Source organism: Pseudomonas sp. GYB4201 (assembly GCF_056312595.1).
Genome location: NZ_JBWGIG010000021.1, coordinates 69,088 through 88,863, shown reverse-complemented (window position 1 = coordinate 88,863; position 19,776 = coordinate 69,088). Strand labels below are relative to the sequence as shown.

Genomic DNA, 19,776 nt, shown 5'->3' with positions numbered 1-19,776 from the left:
CGCGATAACCAGCGCCCCGTCTGTCAATGCCTCACCATCACGCTAGCTGATGCAACGGACATGCGCGAATTCACCTTCTAGATTTCATCAGGCCCAATAACAAGAATAGCGAGCCCACTCATGCCGACATCCGCCCAGGCGCCCCACGCGTGGCGCATCCTGTTCCTGCTGTTCCTGGCCAACCTGTTCAACTTCTTCGACCGCACCATCCCGGCCATCATCATCGAGCCGCTGCGCATGGAGTGGCACCTCAGTGACTTCGAACTGGGCATCGCCGGCACCGCCTTCACCCTGGTGTACGCCGTGGCCGGCATCCCCTTGGGGCGCATGGCCGACACTGGCTCGCGTCGCGAGATGATGGGCTGGGGCCTGGCGGTATGGAGCGCGCTGACCGCAGTGAACGGCTTCGTGGGCGGCTTCTGGACCTTCCTGCTGGTGCGCATGGGCATCGGCATCGGCGAGGCCAGCTACGCGCCGGCGGCCAACTCGCTGATCGGCGACCTGTTCCCGCCCCAGCGCCGCGGCCGGGCCATGGGCATCTTTATGCTCGGCCTGCCCTTGGGCCTGCTGCTGGCGTTCTTCACCATCGGCGCCATGGTCGAGTTCTTCGGCAACTGGCGCGCGCCGTTCTTCGTCGCGGCGGTGCCGGGGCTGCTGCTGGCGCTGTTCATGTTCACCATCCGCGAACCGGCGCGCGGCGCCGCCGAGGCCGAGCCGGTGTCCCAGCAGCCGCTCGACAAACCCCTGCGCCGGCTGCTGGCCATCCCCACCTTCTGCTGGCTGGTGCTGGCGGGCCTGGCGTTCAACTTCGCCACCTACGCCTGCAACAGCTTCATGGTGCCGCTGCTGCAACGCTACTTCCACCTGCCGCTGCACCAGGCCGCGGTGTCCACCGGCGTCATCGTCGGCGTCACTGGCCTGGTAGGCCTGACCCTGGGCGGCTGGGTGGCCGACAAAGTCCAGCAACGCCTGGCCAACGGCCGCCTGGTGCTGGCCGCCAGCTGCATGGTAGTCGCCGCCAGCGCCACCGCCTGGGCGCTGATGGCCGGGCGCATCGACATCGGCCTGTTCGTCACCGTGTTCGGCCTGGGCTGGTTCTTCAGCTACGCCTTCTATACCTGCGCCTACACCGCCATCCTGGAAGTGGTGCACCCACGCATGCGCGCCACCGCCATGGCGCTGTTCTTCGCCGGGCTGTACCTGCTGGGCGGCTCCATGGGGCCGGTAGTGGCCGGGCTGCTCAGCGACCGCTTCGCCCACCAGGCCATGGCCGCCGCCGGGGCCAGTGAAATCAGCGAGGTGTTCAAGGCCGAAGGGCTGCATGACGCGATGTTGTCGATACCGGTGGCGTTGGTGATGACGTTGGTGTTCCTGGGGTTGGCGGCCAGGAGCTTCAAGCGGGATGCGCAGCGGATGCGGGAGGGGATGGTGGTGGTTCGGGCGGAGGGTGGGGTGGTGGTGGGGGGAGTAGCTTAGAGCCCAGGTAAATGGGGGCGGATAGCTAGCGAGTACCGCAAATGCCAGCGATATCGCCAGTCCGCCCTACCGTGAGGACGGTAATTGAACAGCCCACGTTAGTTGAATGGGGCCTGCAAAGTTTCCAATCAAAGCATCTGCACAGGTGCGCCTATTTCATAGAAGGAGCTGTAGCAAATGTTTTTTCTTACTAGTACCGCAGTAGGTAGTGCTACTAAAGGAATAGAAAGCCCTTCATTCGAAATAATTTTTTCCATTCCTGTAGCGGCCGCAGTTTCAACTTCGGCAGATAATCCGCTTAGGTATAAGGAATATAGAAACTTCGCTTTAGCAAGCAGGGTGGAAGTCAAATAGCCCTGGAACAGGTCTTTTTTGAAAAAGCCAAGCGGGCCGTACAAGGCAGGCGGGCTTATCGTAAGCCGCAAGTCTGATGGGGCAGACCAGTCGCCAAAAGCTACAGGCTTAAGCTGTGTTTTAATGCCTAACCGCGTCAGTTGCGTCTGCAGCACTTTAGCGATCGTGAGGTTAGGGTAAAACTCATCGTACAACATTGTTATAGTGTGCTGCGAGAGGGGGGGCACGTCCTCGGTGGCACGCACTACCTCCTCGATGTATAGCCCGCGATAGCTCGTCAGGGGCGTGGCGAAGCCCAAAAGGGATTCACTTATCTCTTGCCTGTTGAATATATGGAATAGCGATTGTCGTAGTTGAGATGGAAGAGAGGTGAAGGACGTTCCGGGTACAAGAAAAACTCCGAGAGTGGTCAGCTGTGAGTGGAATTCATGTAGGTGGCTGTATTTTTTGTAGTCTTCGAGTCTCATTACCGTGTCGCATGTTATGTCTATCATCCCGCGAAAGTAATCTTCGATACATGCTGAGCGATCGTGATAGGGTTCATAGTTGATGAATGTTAATCTGTCGGCGGTTGATTGGTTGTGTGAGGGGTGCCACCTGTTTTTTACTAGTTCAACAAAAATACTCGACTGATGTTTGACGCAGTAGGGGCCAGCGCTTAGTTCAGGATTGTCACAGCTCGGCGAAAAATTGAGTTGGCTAAGCATGCTTGGTAGCCATTTGTTTCTGTTGCGAAGGGTCAGTTCTAATGTGAGTTTTTCGACGGCGGCGATACCGATGTCGTCTGACTGGAAGTTCGCGTATTCGCCATAGCCTGAGATATCTGAGAGTAGATTGCTAAATCTGTTGAAGGGTGAGCGAATGATCTCTTTGAAACTATTAGCATAGTGGTTGGCGACAACTGGGCTTCCGTCGGACCAGAAAAGCCCCCTGCGGAGCTTGACGGTCAGTTTTTTTCTGTCTTTGGAAAACTGACAGTGTTCCGCTGCAAGGCCTACGAGTTGACCATTGCGGTATGTATACAGGGGGAGGGCGCATTTGGCAAAAATCTGCTGGCCACCATAGTCGCATACCGTTTGGATGCTGTTTTGGTATGGAAGTGCGTCGACGGCGATGGCGATTGATTTGAGCTGATGAGCCATTTTCTAACCTCGCTGGCAGTGATAAAAAATATTGTCCATGCTTGATCTTATATTTGAAATCAGCTGCTCGCCTGGGAGTGTTAGTAGTTGTGATCTCTCGAGTATTGAAATTCCCATCACGGCTTGTTTCAGGTTTTTGGCCGCTAGTGCTTCAGATTTTTGTTTGAGGTTCCTGTCCTGTGTGTGATGAGCAATATTTGTAAGGGTTAAGGCGACTCTGGCTGTTACGAATGTTGCGTGTAGAACAGCTTCAGCAGGCCTGAGAGTAGACCTGATTGGGCTGGCAAGGAGATGCTGAGGATTGCTGATAAATGGTGTTGCGAAACTACGAATGTACAGGTCTATATGGGACGCCTCGTGCGTGAAAGTGTCAATGTAATCGCTAATGGATGCGTTCTCACTAATTCCCACAAGAATAATCCCAAGATGTTTTTTCGATGAGGCTCCTCGTAATCCTCGTCCGCCGACAAGCACTGCTTCGTTTACCATTTTTTTGATTAGATCAAAGGTGATAGGGCAATATTGCTTGATTGTCTGTATTGACAGTTGTGCGACTCTTGGATTGCTAAGTGTACGGGTGGTTGGAAGGATGGTGATTCCATGTTCATTGGCTTGGTGCAGGTCTTGGATTGTTGCGTCTATAATTTCGCGAATCCAGGGTGGGGAGTCAGTGTTAAAGTGGCGTAGCGATATTGTGTCGATTTCGGTCGCGTGGTTTGAGACGTTTCTGTATGAGTGCTTTAGATGTTCTGAAAATGCGGTCTCGTTTCTCTTAAATACTTCATGCAGGATTTTTATAATGAGGCAGTTGACTTCATAAGAAGGTGTGAAATGCGCCATTAGTTGGTCAATATTTGTCATAGGAGGTTTTCCGAATCAAAGAGAGTGACCAAGGGTTTATTAGCAGTTCATTATTTTTAATGGGGGGCGGGGCTGAGGCGCAGTAGTGGTGGATGAGTTGGGCGGCTAGTGTCGAGGTCGCCATTGAGTTGGTGGCGCCTAATGAACCTCTGCAGGGGGTGAGTAGTGAATAGTTTATGTTTTTGTCCAGTCTCTCTAGGCTGTTGATATAATTGGTTTTGGCAGCATGCGAGGTGAGTAAGGGGCCTATGCTTATTTCCTCGTATCCTACTCCGCAGAAAGCTACGTCAATCTCTTTGGCGCGCGCGAATAGTGCGACTATCTTTTTTATGAGGATGGGAGGGGTGTCCACTCCGCAAATGATCAAGTTCGTTGTGGGTGATAAATGGCTGAGGTCGTCAAATGTCTTGATTCGTGCTGATATGGAAAGTGTTTCGGCGTCGGGATGAATGGCGTGAACGAAACTTTCTAACTGCTCGGTTTTAAGTTTTCCTACGTCACTTGGTCCGTAAGGGTACTGTCTATTTATATTGGAGGCTTCTATTGAGTCGGAATCTATAAAGGTAAATTTTTTGAATCCGCTCATGGCTAAGTGGTAAGTTAGGTTGGCCCCTATGCCTCCACAGCCTAGAATGGTGATATGCATTTTTGAGATTTTTGACCTTGCAATGTCCGGCCTCTCAAAAGTGCGTGCTAAGAATAGCTCGCTTTTCCTGATGAAATGATTGGCAGTGTTATCAGGTATTTGGATGATCAGGTCAAGGCTCTTGAGCCTTGCGAATGCAACCGTTAGGGTGCTTTCATTTTCAAGCCTTTTGAAGTCAGTATCCCTGATGCCTGAGTGAAGCGCTTGAATTAATTTGGAGGTCGATGGGGTTGGTTTTTCGATTGAGAAGGTTCTCTTTCCTGTTAATAGAATGGTCTGGTCAGTTCTAATGATGATGTCGCTATTTAGATAAAACATTGTTGCCTCTTTTGGATGCTGATTTAAAGGTTACTATCAGTAGGATCGCTCCTGTGAGTGGGTAAAGAGAAATGGCTAGTAGTGACGTAGCGCTGGGGTGCAGTTTTGCAATGATGCCATAGGTGATGAATCCGGCTGAAATGAATAGCATGTCCAAGAAAGAGGCAGCTGATAAGGTTGTGGTTCTCAAATGTTCTGCTTTGATTTTTGAGTTTATTAGGTTGTTGGTTAATATTGCGGCCCATAGCGTCAATGTGTTTGCTGCCAGGAAGGCGACGATGCTTAAGGATGGAGAGTAAAGAGGGTTTCCTGCAATGATAACTGCGGTCATTATCATTAGTGCTGGGGTAGATTGTGCTGGAACGTTTGGGAAAAAGCGCGCGGCACACATTCCTGCCATAGCACTGATTATTTCTACGGTGCCTACGGCAGCGCTGGCCGCGCCTTTGCTCATTCCCGACTCATGGAATGAGGAGCTGGCATAGAGGAAATATGGTGTCATTGCTGCATGTATTGTTGCGAATGGTAGTGCAATGGGAGTAATGGCTATTAGTTCTTTTATGAAGATTTTCAGTTGTGGTATGTGTTGGGCCGTGTTGTTGCTCGATGCTTCTCTTCTAACGAGTGGCGCTACAGCTATTACACTCAGTACGGCCATAATTATTGATGTCGTGTAAATGGCTTTCCAACCCCCGATCTCTAATATGGGTGCTGCGGAAATCATCGCAAGCCCCAGTGATAAGCTGCCCGCAAATTGGATGGTTGCGTAGTGTCGAGAATACAGGTGGAGTGCGTCCAGGCTCTTTAGGTTCTTATAGAGGGCGCTGCTTAAGGACCCTGAAATGAGTGAGAACGATAATGCGTACAGAATGAAGCAAGCGGCAGTCAGCGGCATGCTAGATACTAAAATGAATTGGCCCCATAAGCTGATCCCTGCTGTTAGGCCGCCTGTTGCTAGTGCTGTGGTGCGACCAAATTTATCCGCGAGATATCCGCTAGGTAGCTCAAATAAAAATAAGCAGGCTGAAAAAATTGTCTGGAGTAGGCCGATTTCAATTAGGCTGTAGCCGTGTTCTTTTAAAAAGAATACGAAGACCCCGCGCTCAACTGAGAATGTGGCGAGAAAATAAAATAGAGCGAGCCGTTTGCTGGTGGCGTCGGTCTGAAATGGTTGAGTTGGCCGCATGCTGACTCCTGACGTTCAAGGTAATTTGCCTCTCTATGGGATGATTTTATGAGTCCTCCGGGGGCGCCTCCCGGAGGATTTAACTCAGGTGCGGTGTGTGGTCATTTTTACGCCGGAGTCAATTTCGATTTCGGCGATTTCAAACGTGCTTAGGTCAACTGTTTTGATGTTGTCGAGCAGCTCTTCCAGCTCGGGCGAAAGTGTTTCGATTGGGGTTTGTGAGATGGTTTCGTTCATTATTTCTATCCTTTGTATTGTTATTGATAGATGGTAACTGCAACTGCAGTTTTTCCCGCGATGGTTGAAAGCCCTTTGCGGTAATTCGATACTAGGAGGCGTTCGTGGCTATTGCAATTCCTCGGATTGTAACTGGGTTTTTCGCTGTTTCTTTGGAGAAATTTAATTTTTTCTTTTGAATCTGGGGGTTGCCCTGAGATGTTTCTAAAAGGCGGAACAGATGGGTGAGAATTTGCAGCACAGAATATTCAAGTTTTTTTGGGCTAGCCCGAAAGCTAGTCATTAGGCTAGGCAAAGAGTGCTCATTGTGTTCCCCCAAGACCTCATTTTTGTTACCTGTTACATGTGCGATGTGTAGTATCCGGAAGGGCGTGCAGTACCCTTTTGCAGCTCAGCCTAAGCGGTCAATCCTTGACTCGCACTCGAATCTTCTACAATCGAAGCGCTACTTTCTCTAAGATTGCCAGCCCCCGTGAAGGCTGCTCGCACACTGCGTTCAATATGAGTAATGGGCTCAACTCTGGGTTGCCTGATCTCACTCTGCATTTCAAGAATGTTCTGGATCTTTGCTTTGCGTTCGTACGAAAGCGCCAGTAGTTGATGTGCGATGGGGGAGGGCAAGCGTGGCCGCGCGAAAAAAACCATAAAAAAAGCCCGCATCGCGCGGGCTTCTTTTCCGGATCAGGCTAAGCGGTCAACCCGCCACCAACACCCGAATCGCTTCCAACCTCAACGCCGCCTTCTCGAACATCGCCAGCCCCTGTTCACGCTGCTTGCGTAGTGCATCCAGTTCGCTGGTGCGCACGGTGGGGTTGACGGCCTGCAGGGCGGTCAGGCGGGCCAGTTCTTCTTCGGTTTCGGCGGCCAGGCGGCGCTTGGCTTCGGCCACGCGTTCCAGGTGGCGCGGCAGGACCTTGGTCTCGCCGGCGTTGATGCGCGGGGTGAGGACGTCGCGCTGGGCCTGGATGAACTTGTTGGCGCTGGCCTTGGGCACGCTTTCCAGCTGGTCGTTGAGGGTGGCGAACGAGACGCGCGACGACAGGTCGTTGCCGTTGGCGTCCAGCAGGCAGCGCAGCGCCTGGGGCGGCAGGTAGCGGCCCAGTTGCAGGGCGCGCGGGGCCACCACTTCGCTGACGTACAGCAGTTCCAGCAGCACGGTGCCGGGCTTGAGCGCCTTGTTCTTGATCAGCGCCACGGCGGTGTTGCCCATGGAGCCGGACAGCACCAGGTCCATGCCGCCCTGCACCATGGGGTGTTCCCAGGTGATGAACTGCATGTCTTCACGCGACAGCGCCTGGTGGCGGTCGTAGGTGATGGTCACGCCTTCGTCGTCGCCCAGCGGGAAGCTGGCGTCGAGCATTTTTTCGCTCGGCTTGAGGATCAGGGCGTTGTCGGAATGATCTTCGCTGTCGATGCCGAAGGCGTCGAACAGGGTTTCCATGTAGATCGGCAGGGCGAACTGGTCGTCCTGTTCTTCGATGGCGGCGACCAGCGCCTTGCCTTCGCCGCCACCGCCGGAGTTCAGCTCCAGCAGGCGGTCACGGCCGGTGTGTAGCTCGCTTTCCAGGCGCTCGCGCTCGCCGCGGGCCTCGGCCACCAGGGTGTCCCAGTTGTCTTCGTCGCCGCCTTCGAGCAGTGGCAGCAGGCGCGGGCCGAACTGGTGCTGCAGGGCGTTGCCGGTAGGGCAGGTGTTGAGGAAAGCGTTCAGCGCCTCGTGGTACCACTGGAACAGGCGCTCTTGCGGGCTGTCCTGCAGGTACGGCACGTGCAGTTCGATGACGTGCTTCTGGCCGATACGGTCCAGGCGGCCGATACGCTGTTCCAGCAGGTCCGGGTGGGCCGGCAGATCGAACATCACCAGGTGGTGGGCGAACTGGAAGTTGCGGCCTTCACTGCCGATTTCCGAGCAGATCAGCACCTGGGCGCCAAACTCTTCGTCGGCGAAGTAGGCGGCGGCGCGGTCACGCTCGAGGATGTTCATGCCCTCGTGGAACACCGTGGCCGGGATGCCGGAGCGCACGCGCAGGGCGTCTTCCAGGTCCATGGCGGTCTCGGCGTGGGCGCAGATCACCAGCACCTTGGTGCGCTTGAGCATTTTCAGCTGGTCGATCAGCCATTCGACGCGTGGGTCGAAGCGCCACCAGCGGTTTTCCTCGTCGGTCTCGGCCTGGGCCTGGAAGGCCACTTCCGGGTACAGCTCGGCGTGCTCGCCCAGCGGCAGCTCCATGTACTCGTCCGGGTTGGCCAGCGGGTACGGGTGCAGCTTGCGCTCGGGGAAGCCTTGCACGGCGGCGCGGGTGTTGCGGAACAGCACGCGGCCGGTGCCGTGGCGGTCCAGCAGTTCGCGGATCAGGCGCGCGCTGGCCTCGGCGTCGCCGTCGTTGACGGCGGTCAGCAGGGCCTCGCCCTCGGCGCCCAGGAAGTTGTGGATGGTTTCGTGGGCCTTGGGCGACAGGCGCCCCTTGTCCAGCAGCTCCTGCACGGCTTCGGCCACCGGGCGGTAGTGCTCGCTCTCGGCGCGGAAGGCGGCCAGGTCATGGAAACGGTTCGGGTCCAGCAGGCGCAGGCGCGCGAAGTGGCTGTCCTGGCCCAGCTGTTCCGGGGTGGCGGTGAGCAGCAGCACGCCGGGGATGACCTCGGCCAGTTGCTCCACCAGCGCGTACTGCGGGCTGGCCTTGGTCTCGTGCCACACCAGGTGGTGGGCTTCGTCGACCACCATCAGGTCCCATTCGGCGGCGAACAGTGCGTCCTGGGCTTTTTCGTCCTCGGTCAGCCACTCCAGCGAGACCAGCGCCAGTTGCGCGTCCTCGAAGGGGTTGGTGGCGTCGCTTTCGATGAAGCGCTCGCGGTCGAACAGCGCGACTTCCAGGTTGAAGCGGCGGCGCATTTCCACCAGCCACTGGTGCTGCAGGTTCTCCGGCACCAGGATCAGCACGCGGGCGGCACGGCCCGACAGCAGCTGGCGGTGGATGATCAGGCCGGCCTCGATGGTCTTGCCCAGGCCCACTTCGTCGGCCAGCAGCACGCGCGGGGCGATGCGGTCGGCCACTTCACGGGCGATGTGCAACTGGTGGGCGATGGGTTGCGCGCGCACGCCGCCCAGGCCCCACAGCGAGGAGGTCAGCTGCTTGCTGGTGTGCTCCAGGGTGTTGTAGCGCAGCGAGAACCAGGCCAGCGGGTCGATCTGGCCGGCGAACAGGCGGTCGCTGGCCAGGCGGAACTGGATGAAGTTCGACAGCTGGGTCTCGGGCAGGGTGCAGGGTTGGTTCTGCGCGTCCAGGCCGTGGTACACCAGCAGGCCGTCGACGTCCTCGACTTCCTGGACGGTCAGCTTCCAGCCTTCGAAATGGGTGATCTGGTCACCTGGAGAGAACCGCACCCGGGTCAGCGGCGCGTTGCGCAGGGCGTATTGGCGAGTGTCGCCAGTGGCCGGGTAGAGCACGGTCAACAAGCGACCGTCCTGTGCCAGAACGGTGCCAAGACCTAGCTCTGCTTCGCTGTCGCTAATCCAGCGTTGCCCCGGTTGATACTGCTGCGCCATGCTGCCTGACTCCCGCCATGAAAAAGCCGACTATGGTACCGGATGATGGGGCTCAGGGCCAAAGAGTCTCGTCGGGAAGCTGCTCACGCCGATTGCACTAAACTGTTTGTGACGGAGTCGATACTTCAAGGAGAAACCTTTCAAGCCGAACCACCTGCCGCCGTTACCCCGGCAACAGGAGAACTCGAACATGTTGCCACCCATCCTTCCACTCAGCGTAGTCCCGGTGACGTCGCAGTTGGACCCGGTCAGACCAGCGCCCACGGTGATCGCGCCGGTGGCGCCCACGCAGCCGACCTCGGACGAGAGCGAGATCGACCTGCGCCAGCGTGACCAGGAAACCGCCGCCCTGCTGCTGCGCGAGGAAGCCGAGCGCCAGCGCCGCCGCCAGCGCCAGCGCGAAGAGGCCGAGAACGACCCCGAGGCGCATTTGCCGGTGCCGGGCCACGAACTCAACGCCGACAACACCGTGCCGGTGGCACCGTTGATCGACGACGAACCGCGCCAGGGCCTGTGGGTGGACATCGAGGTTTGATCCGGCGGGCGTCTGCCGCCATTATGAAGGCCTATTTCGCCCCACCTGACGTAGTGACCATGAGCCAGGACGACAAGCTGATCGACTTCTCCGCGGAGCGCGCCAAGCGTGTCCACGACCTCAACGACAAGCGCCTGAACGACATGCGCCAGCAGTTCGAGCAGGCCATGCCCCTGGGCGCGGCGAAGAAAAAGCCGAAGAAAAAGCCCAAGAAGCGTTGAAACCTTGACCTGGGTCAGTTTCCCCTGGCCCGTGCTTCGCTAATCTTTGCTCCATCGAACGCAAACGCGGTTTGCGCTTCAACAGAGCACGCAAGGCATTTAGGGCGACTTCGGTCGCCCATTTTTTTGCCCTTCAATAACCGCTTGGAAATCCCCCCACAAACTGTCCGTGCCACGTTGCAAGCGATGTAGCAGCAACTGTCTTGAAATGGCGTCGTCTGCATCGCGGTCTATGGGGTATCCGCATTCGCGTAGCAGCTGCCGAAGGCTGCGTCCGGCGGCGGTCCTGCGTTGCTCCAGGACGCAGCCTGGCGGCAGCTGCTACGGCACGACCGGCGTCGAATACGCTTCCCAAGGTTTCACGAAAGGCTTTGATACCGCCAGCGAGATGAGATAGCGCTCTTCATCCGGGCGCCTGCGGTCGGTAAATTTGCTGACACTCATGACCACCTGGTATCGATCTTCTGCCTGCCAATACGTAGTGATGCCTGTGCGTCTTTGTCTAAAGCGTTCTCGCCAGGCAGGCGTGTCGGCGATGGCTGGAAAATCGCTCGGCCGGGTGAGTGTCCACCCGGTTCGACGCCACTGGTCCTGTAAATCCAACGCAATTTTGAGGGTTTCGTCGAGTAGTAGTGGCTCTGTTTGAGGAGACATTCGCACACTGCCGATCAGCCCCTTGTTGTAAATCACTGTGAAGAAGCGGGCCAGTGGCGTTACAAATCCGTAGGTGGGATCAATAAAGTTCAGACGCACGTCGGAGTCCGGAATGTTGAACCATATTTCTCCGGGGAGTGCAGGGGGAATGTAGGCTGAGGATCGTTGGCGCATGTCCTCATAGGGCTCGCCGATGACTAACGCAATTTCGGGGTCGTCCGAAAACACCTTGAACATGATCAGGAACATTATCGCCAGGGCAATCATCACGTGCCGCCAGCCCAAGTGTTGTTTCAGGCTCATGGAGCGCCTCGGTCAGTAGCGATAATGTGCAGGCTCAATTCGATCTGCCTGCGGTCGCTCCCGCTAACCAGTTGATCGAATTTTGCGGCGGCCCCGAGTACAAACGGCATGCGCTGGTTGATATCCGACAAATCGGCAAGCGGGTTGCTCCCGAAGCTGATGGTTCTCCCGTCATCGAGGCGTTGGCATTGGCTGGCCAAAGTCAGCTCAATGGCTTGGGCAGCGCCAGATGGGAAGCCAACCACGAAAGAAACGTGATTGCCGCGTAGCAGGCGTACAAATTGCGGGTCGCGGTACATAACGGGCTGCAGGATATTGACCTGTTCGTGGGTAGCGAGATGTTTGACACTCGCGGGTATGTCGTTCGCTTCAATCGCACGGAACGTATTCAGAACCTCGTCATGAACTCTGCCGAACGCCAACGTCTCCCGCTGAACCAGCCACAGCACTGGATGCCTCTCATACAGTTCAGCACGTACCGGCAAACACGCCTCCAACGCCCCCAACCCCCGCTCCCGATAAAAAAGATGCAGCGGATAAACATCCAGGAACAGCGTGGTATTCCCCATCGCCAGCATGTCGTACACATGCTGCAACTGCTGCTGCACCAGCGATAACGGCTCGCCCGTGCGCCGAAGGTCAATGTTTGGCACCGGGTTGTTGTCGCGGGCGGCTTGATGCTCGTGCCGGCTCTGCTTGAACGCGTCGACTTTCTCCTGCCGCTCCCGCTCGTTGCGGCTGCTGAACAGCCCGAAGAAGCCGCGCCGGGCGCTTTGCTCCAGGTGCTGGCGGGTGTCATGTTCGGCCTGGACCTTCTCGATGGACTCCGACGCGTGCAGCAGGCCGCAGCCCACCTGCTTGGAGGCGAATGCCGCCAGCCCGGCCCACTGGAAGCGTGGGTCTTCCAGCCATAGGCGTGCGTAGGCGGCGTTGATGGCGCGGTTGCGGGCCTTGGCGTCCGCTATCAGGGTGCCGCCCGGCGCGACGATGGCTTCGGCCTGAAGTTGATACTCGCGCCACAGGTCTTCGCAGGCCGAGCCTTGCGCGAAAGCGATGTTCGGGGTGCCGACGCTGACGGCACGCGCCGGGCTTGTGGGGCGTGAGGGAGCGGCAGCGGTGGGGTGTGAGGCCGCTCTGGCCGTGGGTGGGATGGCACTATCGGCAATGATCTGGGAGCGCAGGGTCTGGTTGGCGATCAGCCGCGGCGGGGGGCTGCACAGGCATCGGCACACGTCGCCATCGAGGGCCACCTCGCGCCCTTCGATGGTTTCCGAAAGATGCAGGCCGTCGCAGACAATCCGCCCCGTGCTGGCGCAGGCCGGGCAGTCTACCTCGTCGCCTTCGCGGGCCATTGGCTGGTCATTGATGGTGCTGCGGCTGGAGCCCGAAGTCACGGTGCCGCCAGCGGTAGTACGGGCACCCACGGTGATGTGGTAGCGCTGCATGGCTGACGTGTCCTTGTTTTTGTGCAGGGACGGTCACGCTAGGGCAGCAGTCGGGAGGGGAAAATCAGATGTTTCGCAATGAGGCGTAGGAAAGGTCTTGAAGCAAGGTTGTAGCCGCTGCCAGCAGGCAGCGGCTACCTCGTCATCAGCCGATGGTAATGGCCGGCGGGCTCACCAGGTTCACGGTCTGCTCCTTGCGCGGCGCCAGGATCTCGGCTTCGCCGTCCACCACCATCTCGTCACGCTGGTTGTACACCTGGGTGGCGATGCGCACGCGGAATTTCGGCAGCTTTTCCAGGATTTCCAGGCGCACGGTCAGGGTGTCGCCAATTTTCACCGGCTTCTGGAAGCTCATTTTCTGGCCCAGGTAGATGGTGCCCGGCCCAGGCAGCTCGCAGGCCACGGCGGCGCTGATCAGCGCACCGCTGAACATGCCGTGGGCGATACGCTCCTTGAACATGGTGGCGGCGGCAAACTCGGCGTCCAGGTGCACCGGGTTGTGGTCGCCGGACATGGCGGCGAACAGCTGGATGTCACGCTCTTCGACGGTCTTGCTGAAGGTGGCTTTCTGGCCCACTTCGAGGGCTTCGTACGGGGTGTTGGTGACCTGGGTCATGGGTGACTGTTCCTTTTCGTCAGTAGTGCGGTTATTCGCTGCGGGCCGGGCGCTGGATGGCCAGGGCCCGCTGCAGCCAGGCGAGCAGGTCGGCGGTGACCTGCTCGCGGTTGAGTTCGTTGAGCACTTCGTGGCGGGCGTCGGGGTAGAGCACCAGCTCCACCTGGCGGTTGCCGGTGCGCCCCAGTGCACGGGCCAGATCAGTGAGACGCTTGCCCTGGCTGACCGGATCACATGTACCGCCGATGATCAGCAGCGGCAGGCCGCGATCGATCTGCGCAAGACTGCCCGGCTGGCTGATTTGCGCCAGGCCTGCCAGCAGGTCGAGCCATAATTGATTGGTGCAGCGGAAGCCGCACAGCGGGTCGGCGATGTAGCGGTCCACCTCGGCCGGGTCGCGGCTCAGCCAGTCGAACGCGGTGCGGCTGGGCTTGAACGCATTGTTGAACGAACCGAACGACAGCCATTCGATCAGCGCGCTGCGCCCGCGCGGGCCCTGGCGCAGGCGTTCCAGGCGGGCCACCAGGCGCGCGGCACGGTAGAACAGCGCCGGCTGGTAGTTGGAGCCGCTGAGAATCGCGCCCTGCACGCTGGCGCTGTGGTGCAGCAGGTAGCCCTGCACCAGGTAGCTGCCCATGCTGTGGCCCAGCAGGAACAGCGGCGCGCCCGGGTGGGCCTGGCGAGCGTGGCGGGCCAGCACGGCCAGGTCGTCGAGCACGCGGTTCCAGCCGTTGGCGTCGGCGTAGTGGCCCAGCACGCCGCCTTCGGCGGTGTGGCCGTGGCCGCGCAGGTCCGGGGCGTACAGCGCCAGCCCGGCGGCGGCCAGCGCCTGGCCCAGGCGCTGGTAGCGGCCGCCATGGTCGGCCATGCCGTGCACCAGCACCACCACGGCCCTGGGCGGCGCCTCGGGCCGCCAGGCATGGACGTACAAACGGCAATCATCACTGGCTTCAAGCCAGAACGCCTCGGCGGGCATGGCGGTTCCTTGCGCGGTGCGGTGGGGACGAGCTCATTGTATAGCCCATGGCGCGAATCCAGCGCGGCGCAGCATTTAGATTCACGATGTTAATGACGGCACCTGGCGTGTTTGCCAGTGCTTGCTTAACTGCTAACGTCGGCAAAGCACCGGCCGCTGCGTACGGAATGGGCGGCCTGAATCGGCTCAGGCAAGAGGACAATAATAATGCAAGCTGAATTCTGGAACGATAAACGCCCCGCCGGGGTGCCCACCACGCTGGACCTGGGGGCCTACAAGTCGGTGGTCGAGGTGTTCGAGCGTTCCTGCCGCAAATTCGCCGACCGCCCGGCCTTCAGCAACCTGGGCGTGACCCTCACCTACGCGGAGCTTGAGCGCCATAGCGCGGAATTCGCCGCCTATCTGCAGCACGAGACGGACCTGGTGCCCGGCGACCGCATCGCCGTGCAGCTGCCCAACGTGCTGCAATACCCCATCGTGGTGTTCGGCGCCTTGCGCGCGGGCCTGATCGTGGTCAACACCAACCCGCTGTACACCGCCCGGGAAATGCGCCACCAGTTCAAGGACTCCGGCGCCCGCGCGCTGGTGTACCTGAACATGTTCGGCAAGCTGGTGCAGGAAGTGCTGCCCGATACCGGTATCAGCTACCTGATCGAGGCGCGCATGGGCGACCTGATGCCCGCCGCCAAGGGCTGGCTGGTGAACACCCTGGTGGACAAGGTGAAGAAGAAGGTGCCGGCCTTCGACCTGCCCCAGGCCATTTCGCTCAAGCGCGCCCTCGGCATGGGCCGCGGGCACACGCCGACGCCGGTGCCGCTGACCCTCGACAACATCGCCGTGCTGCAATACACCGGTGGCACCACCGGCCTGTCCAAGGGCGCGATGCTCACCCACGGCAACCTGGTGGCCAACATGCAGCAGGTGCTGTGCTGTTTCGAGCAGACCGACGAGCACGGCGTGAAGATCCTGCGCGAAGGCCAGGAGGTCATGATCGCGCCGCTGCCGCTGTACCATATCTATGCGTTCACGGCGAACTGCATGGGCATGATGGTCACCGGCAACCACAACGTGCTGATCAGCAACCCGCGCGACATCCCCGCGTTCATCAAGGAGCTCAAGCAGTGGCAGTTCACCGCGCTGCTGGGCCTCAACACGCTGTTCGTGGCGCTGATGGAACACCCCGGTTTCAAGGACCTGGACTTCTCCCACCTCAAGGTCACCAACTCCGGCGGCACGGCGCTGGTGAAGGCCACCGCCGACCGCTGGGAAAAGCTCACCGGTTGCCGCATCGTCGAGGGCTACGGCCTGACCGAGACCTCTCCGGTGGTCAGCACCAACCCCTACGGCGCCGCCGCGCGCCTGGGCACCGTGGGCCTGCCGGTGGTGGGCACGCAGTTGAAGATCATCGATGACCAGGGCAACGAGCTGCCCGGCGGCGAGCGTGGCGAGCTGTGCGTGAAGGGTCCGCAGGTGATGAAGGGCTACTGGCAGCGCCCCGACGCCACCGCCGAGGCGCTGGACGCCGAGGGCTGGCTGCGCACCGGTGACATCGGCGTGATCGACCCCGACGGCTTCGTGCGCATCGTCGACCGCAAGAAGGACATGATCATCGTCTCGGGCTTCAACGTGTACCCCAACGAGATCGAGGACGTGGTGATGGCCCACCCCAAGGTGGCCAACTGCGCCTGTATCGGCATACCGGACGAGCGTTCGGGGGAGGCGGTGAAGCTGTTCGTGGTGCCGCGTGAAAGTGGCGTGAGCCTCGAGGAGCTGAAGGCCTACTGCAAGGCCAACTTCACCGGCTACAAGGTGCCCAAGCACATCGTGCTGCGCGAGTCGCTGCCGATGACGGCGGTGGGCAAGATTTTGCGGCGCGAGTTGCGTGATATTGCCTGAGCCGTGACGCGGCCTGCGGCCGCTGCTACAGGGGTTTTGTAGCAGCGGCCGCAGGCCGGGTCCCAGCACAATAGTATTTTTACTCTAAAAATGACTACTGGAATTCATAGAGTCATTTCCGTGACCGGTCGGGCCAATTCGGCCTCTATGCGACCTTTTCCAAAGCTGCTACTCTCGGCGCGCTTTCGATCGATCGGTGCTTCACGTACCGTGATCACCTATCAATAATAATCGCATACGAAGCGGTGATGAATTCGCTGTGCTGGAGGAGTGGGCTTCCATGATCGAAAATTTCTGGAAGGATAAGTACCCAGCAGGTATTGCTGCGGACATCAATCCTGATGAGTACCCGAACATTCAGGCTGTATTGAAGCAGTCCTGCCAGCGCTTCGCCGACAAGCCGGCGTTCAGCAACCTGGGCAGGACGCTCACCTACGGTCAATTGTACGAACTGTCTGGCGCCTTCGCGGCGTACCTGCAACAGCATACCGACTTGCAGCCCGGTGATCGAATCGCCGTGCAGCTGCCCAACGTGCTGCAATACCCGGTGGTGGTGTTCGGTGCGATTCGCGCCGGCCTGATCGTGGTCAACACCAACCCGCTGTACACCGCACGGGAAATGGAACACCAGTTCAACGACTCCGGCGCCAAGGCCCTGGTGTGCCTGGCCAACATGGCCCACCTGGCACAGAACGTGGTGCCCAAGACCTCGGTCAAGCACGTGATCGTCACCCAGGTCGGCGACCTGCTGCCGCCGGTCAAGCGCCTGCTGGTCAACAGCGTGATCAAGTACGTGAAGAAGATGGTGCCGGCCTATCACCTGCCCACCGCCGTCAAATTCAACGACGTGCTCGCCAAGGGCCACGGCCAGCCCGTGCGCGAAGCCAACCCCAACGCCGAAGACGTCGCCGTGCTGCAGTACACCGGTGGCACTACCGGCGTGGCCAAGGGCGCGATGCTCACCCACCGCAACCTGATCGCCAACATGATGCAGTGCAAGGCGCTGATGGCCTCCAACCTCAACGAAGGGTGCGAGATCCTCATCACGCCGTTGCCGCTGTACCACATCTACGCCTTCACCTTCCATTGCATGGCGATGATGCTGATCGGCAACCACAACATCCTGATCAGCAACCCGCGCGACCTGCCGGCCATGGTCAAGGAACTGTCGAAGTGGAAGTTCAGCGGCTTCGTCGGCCTGAACACCCTCTTCGTGGCGTTGTGCAACAACGCCGACTTCCGCAACCTCGACTTCTCGGCCTTGAAGGTCACCCTGTCGGGCGGCATGGCCCTGCAACTGGCCGCTGCCGACCGCTGGAAAAGCGTGACCGGCTGCGCCATCTGCGAAGGCTACGGCATGACCGAGACCAGCCCGGTGGCGTCGGTGAACCCGATCCAGAACATTCAGGTGGGCACTATCGGCATCCCGGTGCCGTCCACCCGCTGCAAGGTCACCGATGACAGCGGCCGCGAACTGGCCCTGGGCGAAGTGGGCGAGCTGTGCGTGAAGGGCCCGCAGGTGATGAAGGGCTACTGGCAGCGCCAGGATGCCACCGACGAGATCCTCGACGCCGACGGCTGGCTGAAGACTGGCGACATCGCGGTGATCCAGGACGACGGCTACATGCGCATCGTCGACCGCAAGAAGGACATGATTCTGGTGTCCGGCTTCAACGTCTACCCCAACGAGCTGGAAGACGTGCTGGTGACCCTGCCGGGCGTGCTGCAGTGCGCGGCCATCGGCGTGCCGGACGAGAAGTCCGGCGAGGCCATCAAGATGTTCATCGTCGCCAAGCCGGGCGTGACGCTGACCAAGGACCAGGTGATGGAGCACATGCGCGCCAACGTCACCGGTTACAAGGTGCCGCGCTCGGTGGAGTTCCGCGACGGCCTGCCGACCACCAACGTCGGCAAGATCCTGCGCCGTGAACTGCGTGATGAAGAACTGAAGAAGCTGGGCCTGAAAAAGATCGCCTAACCCTGTAGCCGCTGCCGCAGGCTGCGCTGGCCCTTACGTACGCTGGAGATTTCCGGCGAGGCATAGGGCCAGCGCAGCCTGGCGGCAGCGGCTACAGGCGTTTTTCAGCGCAGTTTTTCCAGCATCCCGTAGTACCACATCCCCACCGCCAGCAACGGGTTGCCCAGCACATCGCCCATGGGCACCTTGATGTGCTGGCAGCCGGCAAAGGTGTCGAACTGCCCCAGGGTGCCGGTCATGGCGTTGGCCATGATCTCGCCCATGATGTGGCTGGTGGCGATGCCATGCCCCGAATAGCCCTGGCAGTACCAGACGTTGTCCGACAGCTTGCCCAGTTGCGGGATGCGGTTGACCACGATGCCCATGGCGCAACTCCACTCGAATTCGATGTCCACGCCCTGCAGGCGCGGGAAGGTGCGCTCGATGCATGGCCGCAGCTCGGCGGCGATGTCGCGCGAGTCCTTGCCGGAATAGTTGGCGCCGCCACCGAACAGCAGGCGGCCGTCGGCGGTCATGCGGTAGTAGTCCAGCACGAAGCGGCAGTCGTAGACCGCCAGGTCCTGGGGGTTGAGCTGGCGCGCCAGTTCGCCCAGCGGGCGGGTGGTGACGATGCCGCCCATGGCCGGGAAGATCTTGCCCTTGAGCTTGCCCGGTTCCAGCTTGTGGTAGACGTCGCCGGCCAGCAGCACCTGCCCGGCTTCTATGCGGCCGTTGGCGGTGACCACGGCGGGGCGCGGGCCATGGACAATGTCCAGCACCTCGCTGTGCTCGAACAGCAGCGCCCCCAGCGACTGCGCCGCGCGGGCCTCGCCCAGGCACAGGTTGAGCGGGTGCAGGTGCATGTTGCGGGTGTTCTTCAGGGCGCCCAGGTACAGCGGGCTGTCCAGGTGCTGGCGCACGCCGGCCTGGTCCAGCAGCGTCACCTGGTCGCCCATGCCACGGGCCTGGGCTTCTTCCAGCGAGGCGCGCAGTTCGGTCAGGTGCGACGGCTTCATGGCCGCGTGCAGGTGGCCGTGCTTGAGGTCGCACTCAATGCCGTATTTCGCCACCCGCTGCTCGATGATCTGGTGCCCGCGCCAGCGCAGGTGCCAGATGAAATCATCCACCTCGGCGCCCAGCTTGCGGCGCATCTGCTTGCGCATGGCCTCGTCGCCGGAAAGGCTGCCGGTGACCTGGCCACCGTTGCGCCCGCTGGCGCCCCAGCCGATCTTGTGGGTGTCCAGCAGGGCCACCTTCAGGCCTTTTTCCGCCAGTTCCACGGCGGTGGCCACGCCAGTGAAGCCGCCGCCGATGATGGCCACGTCGACGCTATGGAGGCCCTGCAGCACCGGGAAGTCGGTTTCCTGGTTGAGGGTGGCGGTGTAGTAGGAGTTGATGCGTTGAGTCATGGC

Annotated in this window: 16 protein-coding genes; 5 read left to right on the top strand and 11 right to left on the bottom strand. The window is 59.7% G+C overall.

Annotation, left to right across the window (positions count from 1 at the left end; genetic code table 11):
* The first annotated feature begins 120 nt into the window (after positions 1 to 120).
* Positions 121 to 1,476 carry a spinster family MFS transporter gene (locus AC0Z2B_RS20025; RefSeq protein WP_476298931.1) on the top strand — a complete coding sequence of 452 codons (1,356 nt, stop codon included), beginning with the start codon at positions 121 to 123 and terminating at the stop codon, positions 1,474 to 1,476.
* A 128-nt stretch (positions 1,477 to 1,604) separates the two neighbouring features.
* Here AC0Z2B_RS20025 and AC0Z2B_RS20020 read toward each other — a convergent pair whose 3' ends face one another.
* From AC0Z2B_RS20020 to rapA, 6 genes are all read right to left on the bottom strand, one after another.
* Positions 1,605 to 2,972: an ABC transporter substrate-binding protein gene (locus tag AC0Z2B_RS20020; RefSeq protein WP_476298929.1), complete on the bottom strand. Its 1,368-nt coding sequence runs from the start codon at positions 2,970 to 2,972 to the stop codon at positions 1,605 to 1,607.
* Between the two features lie 3 nt (positions 2,973 to 2,975).
* Entirely contained in the window at positions 2,976 to 3,833 is an 858-nt protein-coding gene (locus AC0Z2B_RS20015) for an aKG-HExxH-type peptide beta-hydroxylase (RefSeq protein ID WP_476298927.1), read from the bottom strand.
* Positions 3,820 to 4,797, bottom strand: a complete 978-nt coding sequence (locus AC0Z2B_RS20010; protein ID WP_476298925.1) for a ThiF family adenylyltransferase — start codon at positions 4,795 to 4,797, stop codon at positions 3,820 to 3,822. Before AC0Z2B_RS20010 ends, AC0Z2B_RS20015 begins: the two co-directional genes overlap by 14 nt.
* Positions 4,781 to 5,983, bottom strand: coding sequence for an MFS transporter (locus AC0Z2B_RS20005; RefSeq protein ID WP_476298923.1), 1,203 nt, complete (start codon positions 5,981 to 5,983; stop codon positions 4,781 to 4,783). Before AC0Z2B_RS20005 ends, AC0Z2B_RS20010 begins: the two co-directional genes overlap by 17 nt.
* Before the next feature lie 84 nt (positions 5,984 to 6,067).
* Positions 6,068 to 6,220 carry a hypothetical protein gene (locus AC0Z2B_RS20000; RefSeq protein WP_476298921.1) on the bottom strand — a complete coding sequence of 51 codons (153 nt, stop codon included), beginning with the start codon at positions 6,218 to 6,220 and terminating at the stop codon, positions 6,068 to 6,070.
* Positions 6,221 to 6,914: 694 nt separating this feature from the next.
* The gene (gene rapA / locus AC0Z2B_RS19995; RefSeq protein ID WP_416422902.1) at positions 6,915 to 9,761 is read right to left on the bottom strand and encodes an RNA polymerase-associated protein RapA; all 2,847 of its coding nucleotides are present in this window, start codon (positions 9,759 to 9,761) and stop codon (positions 6,915 to 6,917) included.
* 190 nt (positions 9,762 to 9,951) lie between these two features.
* Here rapA and AC0Z2B_RS19990 point away from each other — a divergent pair, with 190 nt between their 5' ends.
* Both AC0Z2B_RS19990 and AC0Z2B_RS19985 read left to right on the top strand, forming a co-directional pair.
* Positions 9,952 to 10,296: an aspartate-semialdehyde dehydrogenase gene (locus tag AC0Z2B_RS19990; protein ID WP_416422903.1), complete on the top strand. Its 345-nt coding sequence runs from the start codon at positions 9,952 to 9,954 to the stop codon at positions 10,294 to 10,296.
* Positions 10,297 to 10,355: 59 nt separating this feature from the next.
* Positions 10,356 to 10,517, top strand: a complete 162-nt coding sequence (locus tag AC0Z2B_RS19985; RefSeq protein ID WP_416422904.1) for a hypothetical protein — start codon at positions 10,356 to 10,358, stop codon at positions 10,515 to 10,517.
* 321 nt (positions 10,518 to 10,838) lie between these two features.
* On the opposite strand, the gene AC0Z2B_RS19980 is transcribed toward AC0Z2B_RS19985, so the two are convergent.
* From AC0Z2B_RS19980 to AC0Z2B_RS19965, 4 genes are all read right to left on the bottom strand, one after another.
* A complete protein-coding gene (locus tag AC0Z2B_RS19980; protein ID WP_476298919.1) occupies positions 10,839 to 11,474 on the bottom strand; it encodes a hypothetical protein in 636 nt (211 codons plus the stop codon).
* Positions 11,471 to 12,919, bottom strand: coding sequence for a PAAR domain-containing protein (locus AC0Z2B_RS19975; protein WP_476298917.1), 1,449 nt, complete (start codon positions 12,917 to 12,919; stop codon positions 11,471 to 11,473). The genes AC0Z2B_RS19980 and AC0Z2B_RS19975 overlap by 4 nt, the downstream gene beginning before the upstream one ends.
* A 145-nt stretch (positions 12,920 to 13,064) precedes the next feature.
* On the bottom strand, positions 13,065 to 13,535 hold the full coding sequence (locus AC0Z2B_RS19970; RefSeq protein ID WP_416422909.1) for a MaoC family dehydratase: 471 nt from the start codon (positions 13,533 to 13,535) through the stop codon (positions 13,065 to 13,067).
* 31 nt (positions 13,536 to 13,566) lie between these two features.
* On the bottom strand, positions 13,567 to 14,511 hold the full coding sequence (locus AC0Z2B_RS19965) for a lysophospholipase (protein WP_476298915.1): 945 nt from the start codon (positions 14,509 to 14,511) through the stop codon (positions 13,567 to 13,569).
* A 207-nt stretch (positions 14,512 to 14,718) separates the two neighbouring features.
* Here AC0Z2B_RS19965 and fadD2 point away from each other — a divergent pair, with 207 nt between their 5' ends.
* Entirely contained in the window at positions 14,719 to 16,407 is a 1,689-nt protein-coding gene (gene fadD2, locus AC0Z2B_RS19960) for a long-chain-fatty-acid--CoA ligase FadD2 (protein WP_476298913.1), read from the top strand.
* 280 nt (positions 16,408 to 16,687) lie between these two features.
* Complete coding sequence (fadD1, locus tag AC0Z2B_RS19955) at positions 16,688 to 18,385, top strand: long-chain-fatty-acid--CoA ligase FadD1 (protein ID WP_476298911.1); 1,698 nt, start codon at positions 16,688 to 16,690, stop codon at positions 18,383 to 18,385.
* Between the two features lie 104 nt (positions 18,386 to 18,489).
* On the opposite strand, the gene AC0Z2B_RS19950 is transcribed toward fadD1, so the two are convergent.
* Positions 18,490 to 19,773: an NAD(P)/FAD-dependent oxidoreductase gene (locus tag AC0Z2B_RS19950; protein ID WP_476298909.1), complete on the bottom strand. Its 1,284-nt coding sequence runs from the start codon at positions 19,771 to 19,773 to the stop codon at positions 18,490 to 18,492.
* Positions 19,774 to 19,776: the final 3 nt, after the last annotated feature.

Excerpts from the sequence above, each read along its gene's own strand:
- AC0Z2B_RS20025 (WP_476298931.1), top strand. The coding sequence starts at position 121 with ATGCCGACATCCGCCCAGGCGCCCCACGCGTGGCGCATCCTGTTCCTG.
- AC0Z2B_RS20020 (WP_476298929.1), bottom strand. The coding sequence starts at position 2,972 with ATGGCTCATCAGCTCAAATCAATCGCCATCGCCGTCGACGCACTTCCA.
- AC0Z2B_RS20015 (WP_476298927.1), bottom strand. The coding sequence starts at position 3,833 with ATGACAAATATTGACCAACTAATGGCGCATTTCACACCTTCTTATGAA.
- AC0Z2B_RS20010 (WP_476298925.1), bottom strand. The coding sequence starts at position 4,797 with ATGTTTTATCTAAATAGCGACATCATCATTAGAACTGACCAGACCATT.
- AC0Z2B_RS20005 (WP_476298923.1), bottom strand. The coding sequence starts at position 5,983 with ATGCGGCCAACTCAACCATTTCAGACCGACGCCACCAGCAAACGGCTC.
- AC0Z2B_RS20000 (WP_476298921.1), bottom strand. The coding sequence starts at position 6,220 with ATGAACGAAACCATCTCACAAACCCCAATCGAAACACTTTCGCCCGAG.
- rapA (WP_416422902.1), bottom strand. The coding sequence starts at position 9,761 with ATGGCGCAGCAGTATCAACCGGGGCAACGCTGGATTAGCGACAGCGAA.
- AC0Z2B_RS19990 (WP_416422903.1), top strand. The coding sequence starts at position 9,952 with ATGTTGCCACCCATCCTTCCACTCAGCGTAGTCCCGGTGACGTCGCAG.
- AC0Z2B_RS19985 (WP_416422904.1), top strand. The coding sequence starts at position 10,356 with ATGAGCCAGGACGACAAGCTGATCGACTTCTCCGCGGAGCGCGCCAAG.
- AC0Z2B_RS19980 (WP_476298919.1), bottom strand. The coding sequence starts at position 11,474 with ATGAGCCTGAAACAACACTTGGGCTGGCGGCACGTGATGATTGCCCTG.
- AC0Z2B_RS19975 (WP_476298917.1), bottom strand. The coding sequence starts at position 12,919 with ATGCAGCGCTACCACATCACCGTGGGTGCCCGTACTACCGCTGGCGGC.
- AC0Z2B_RS19970 (WP_416422909.1), bottom strand. The coding sequence starts at position 13,535 with ATGACCCAGGTCACCAACACCCCGTACGAAGCCCTCGAAGTGGGCCAG.
- AC0Z2B_RS19965 (WP_476298915.1), bottom strand. The coding sequence starts at position 14,511 with ATGCCCGCCGAGGCGTTCTGGCTTGAAGCCAGTGATGATTGCCGTTTG.
- fadD2 (WP_476298913.1), top strand. The coding sequence starts at position 14,719 with ATGCAAGCTGAATTCTGGAACGATAAACGCCCCGCCGGGGTGCCCACC.
- fadD1 (WP_476298911.1), top strand. The coding sequence starts at position 16,688 with ATGATCGAAAATTTCTGGAAGGATAAGTACCCAGCAGGTATTGCTGCG.
- AC0Z2B_RS19950 (WP_476298909.1), bottom strand. The coding sequence starts at position 19,773 with ATGACTCAACGCATCAACTCCTACTACACCGCCACCCTCAACCAGGAA.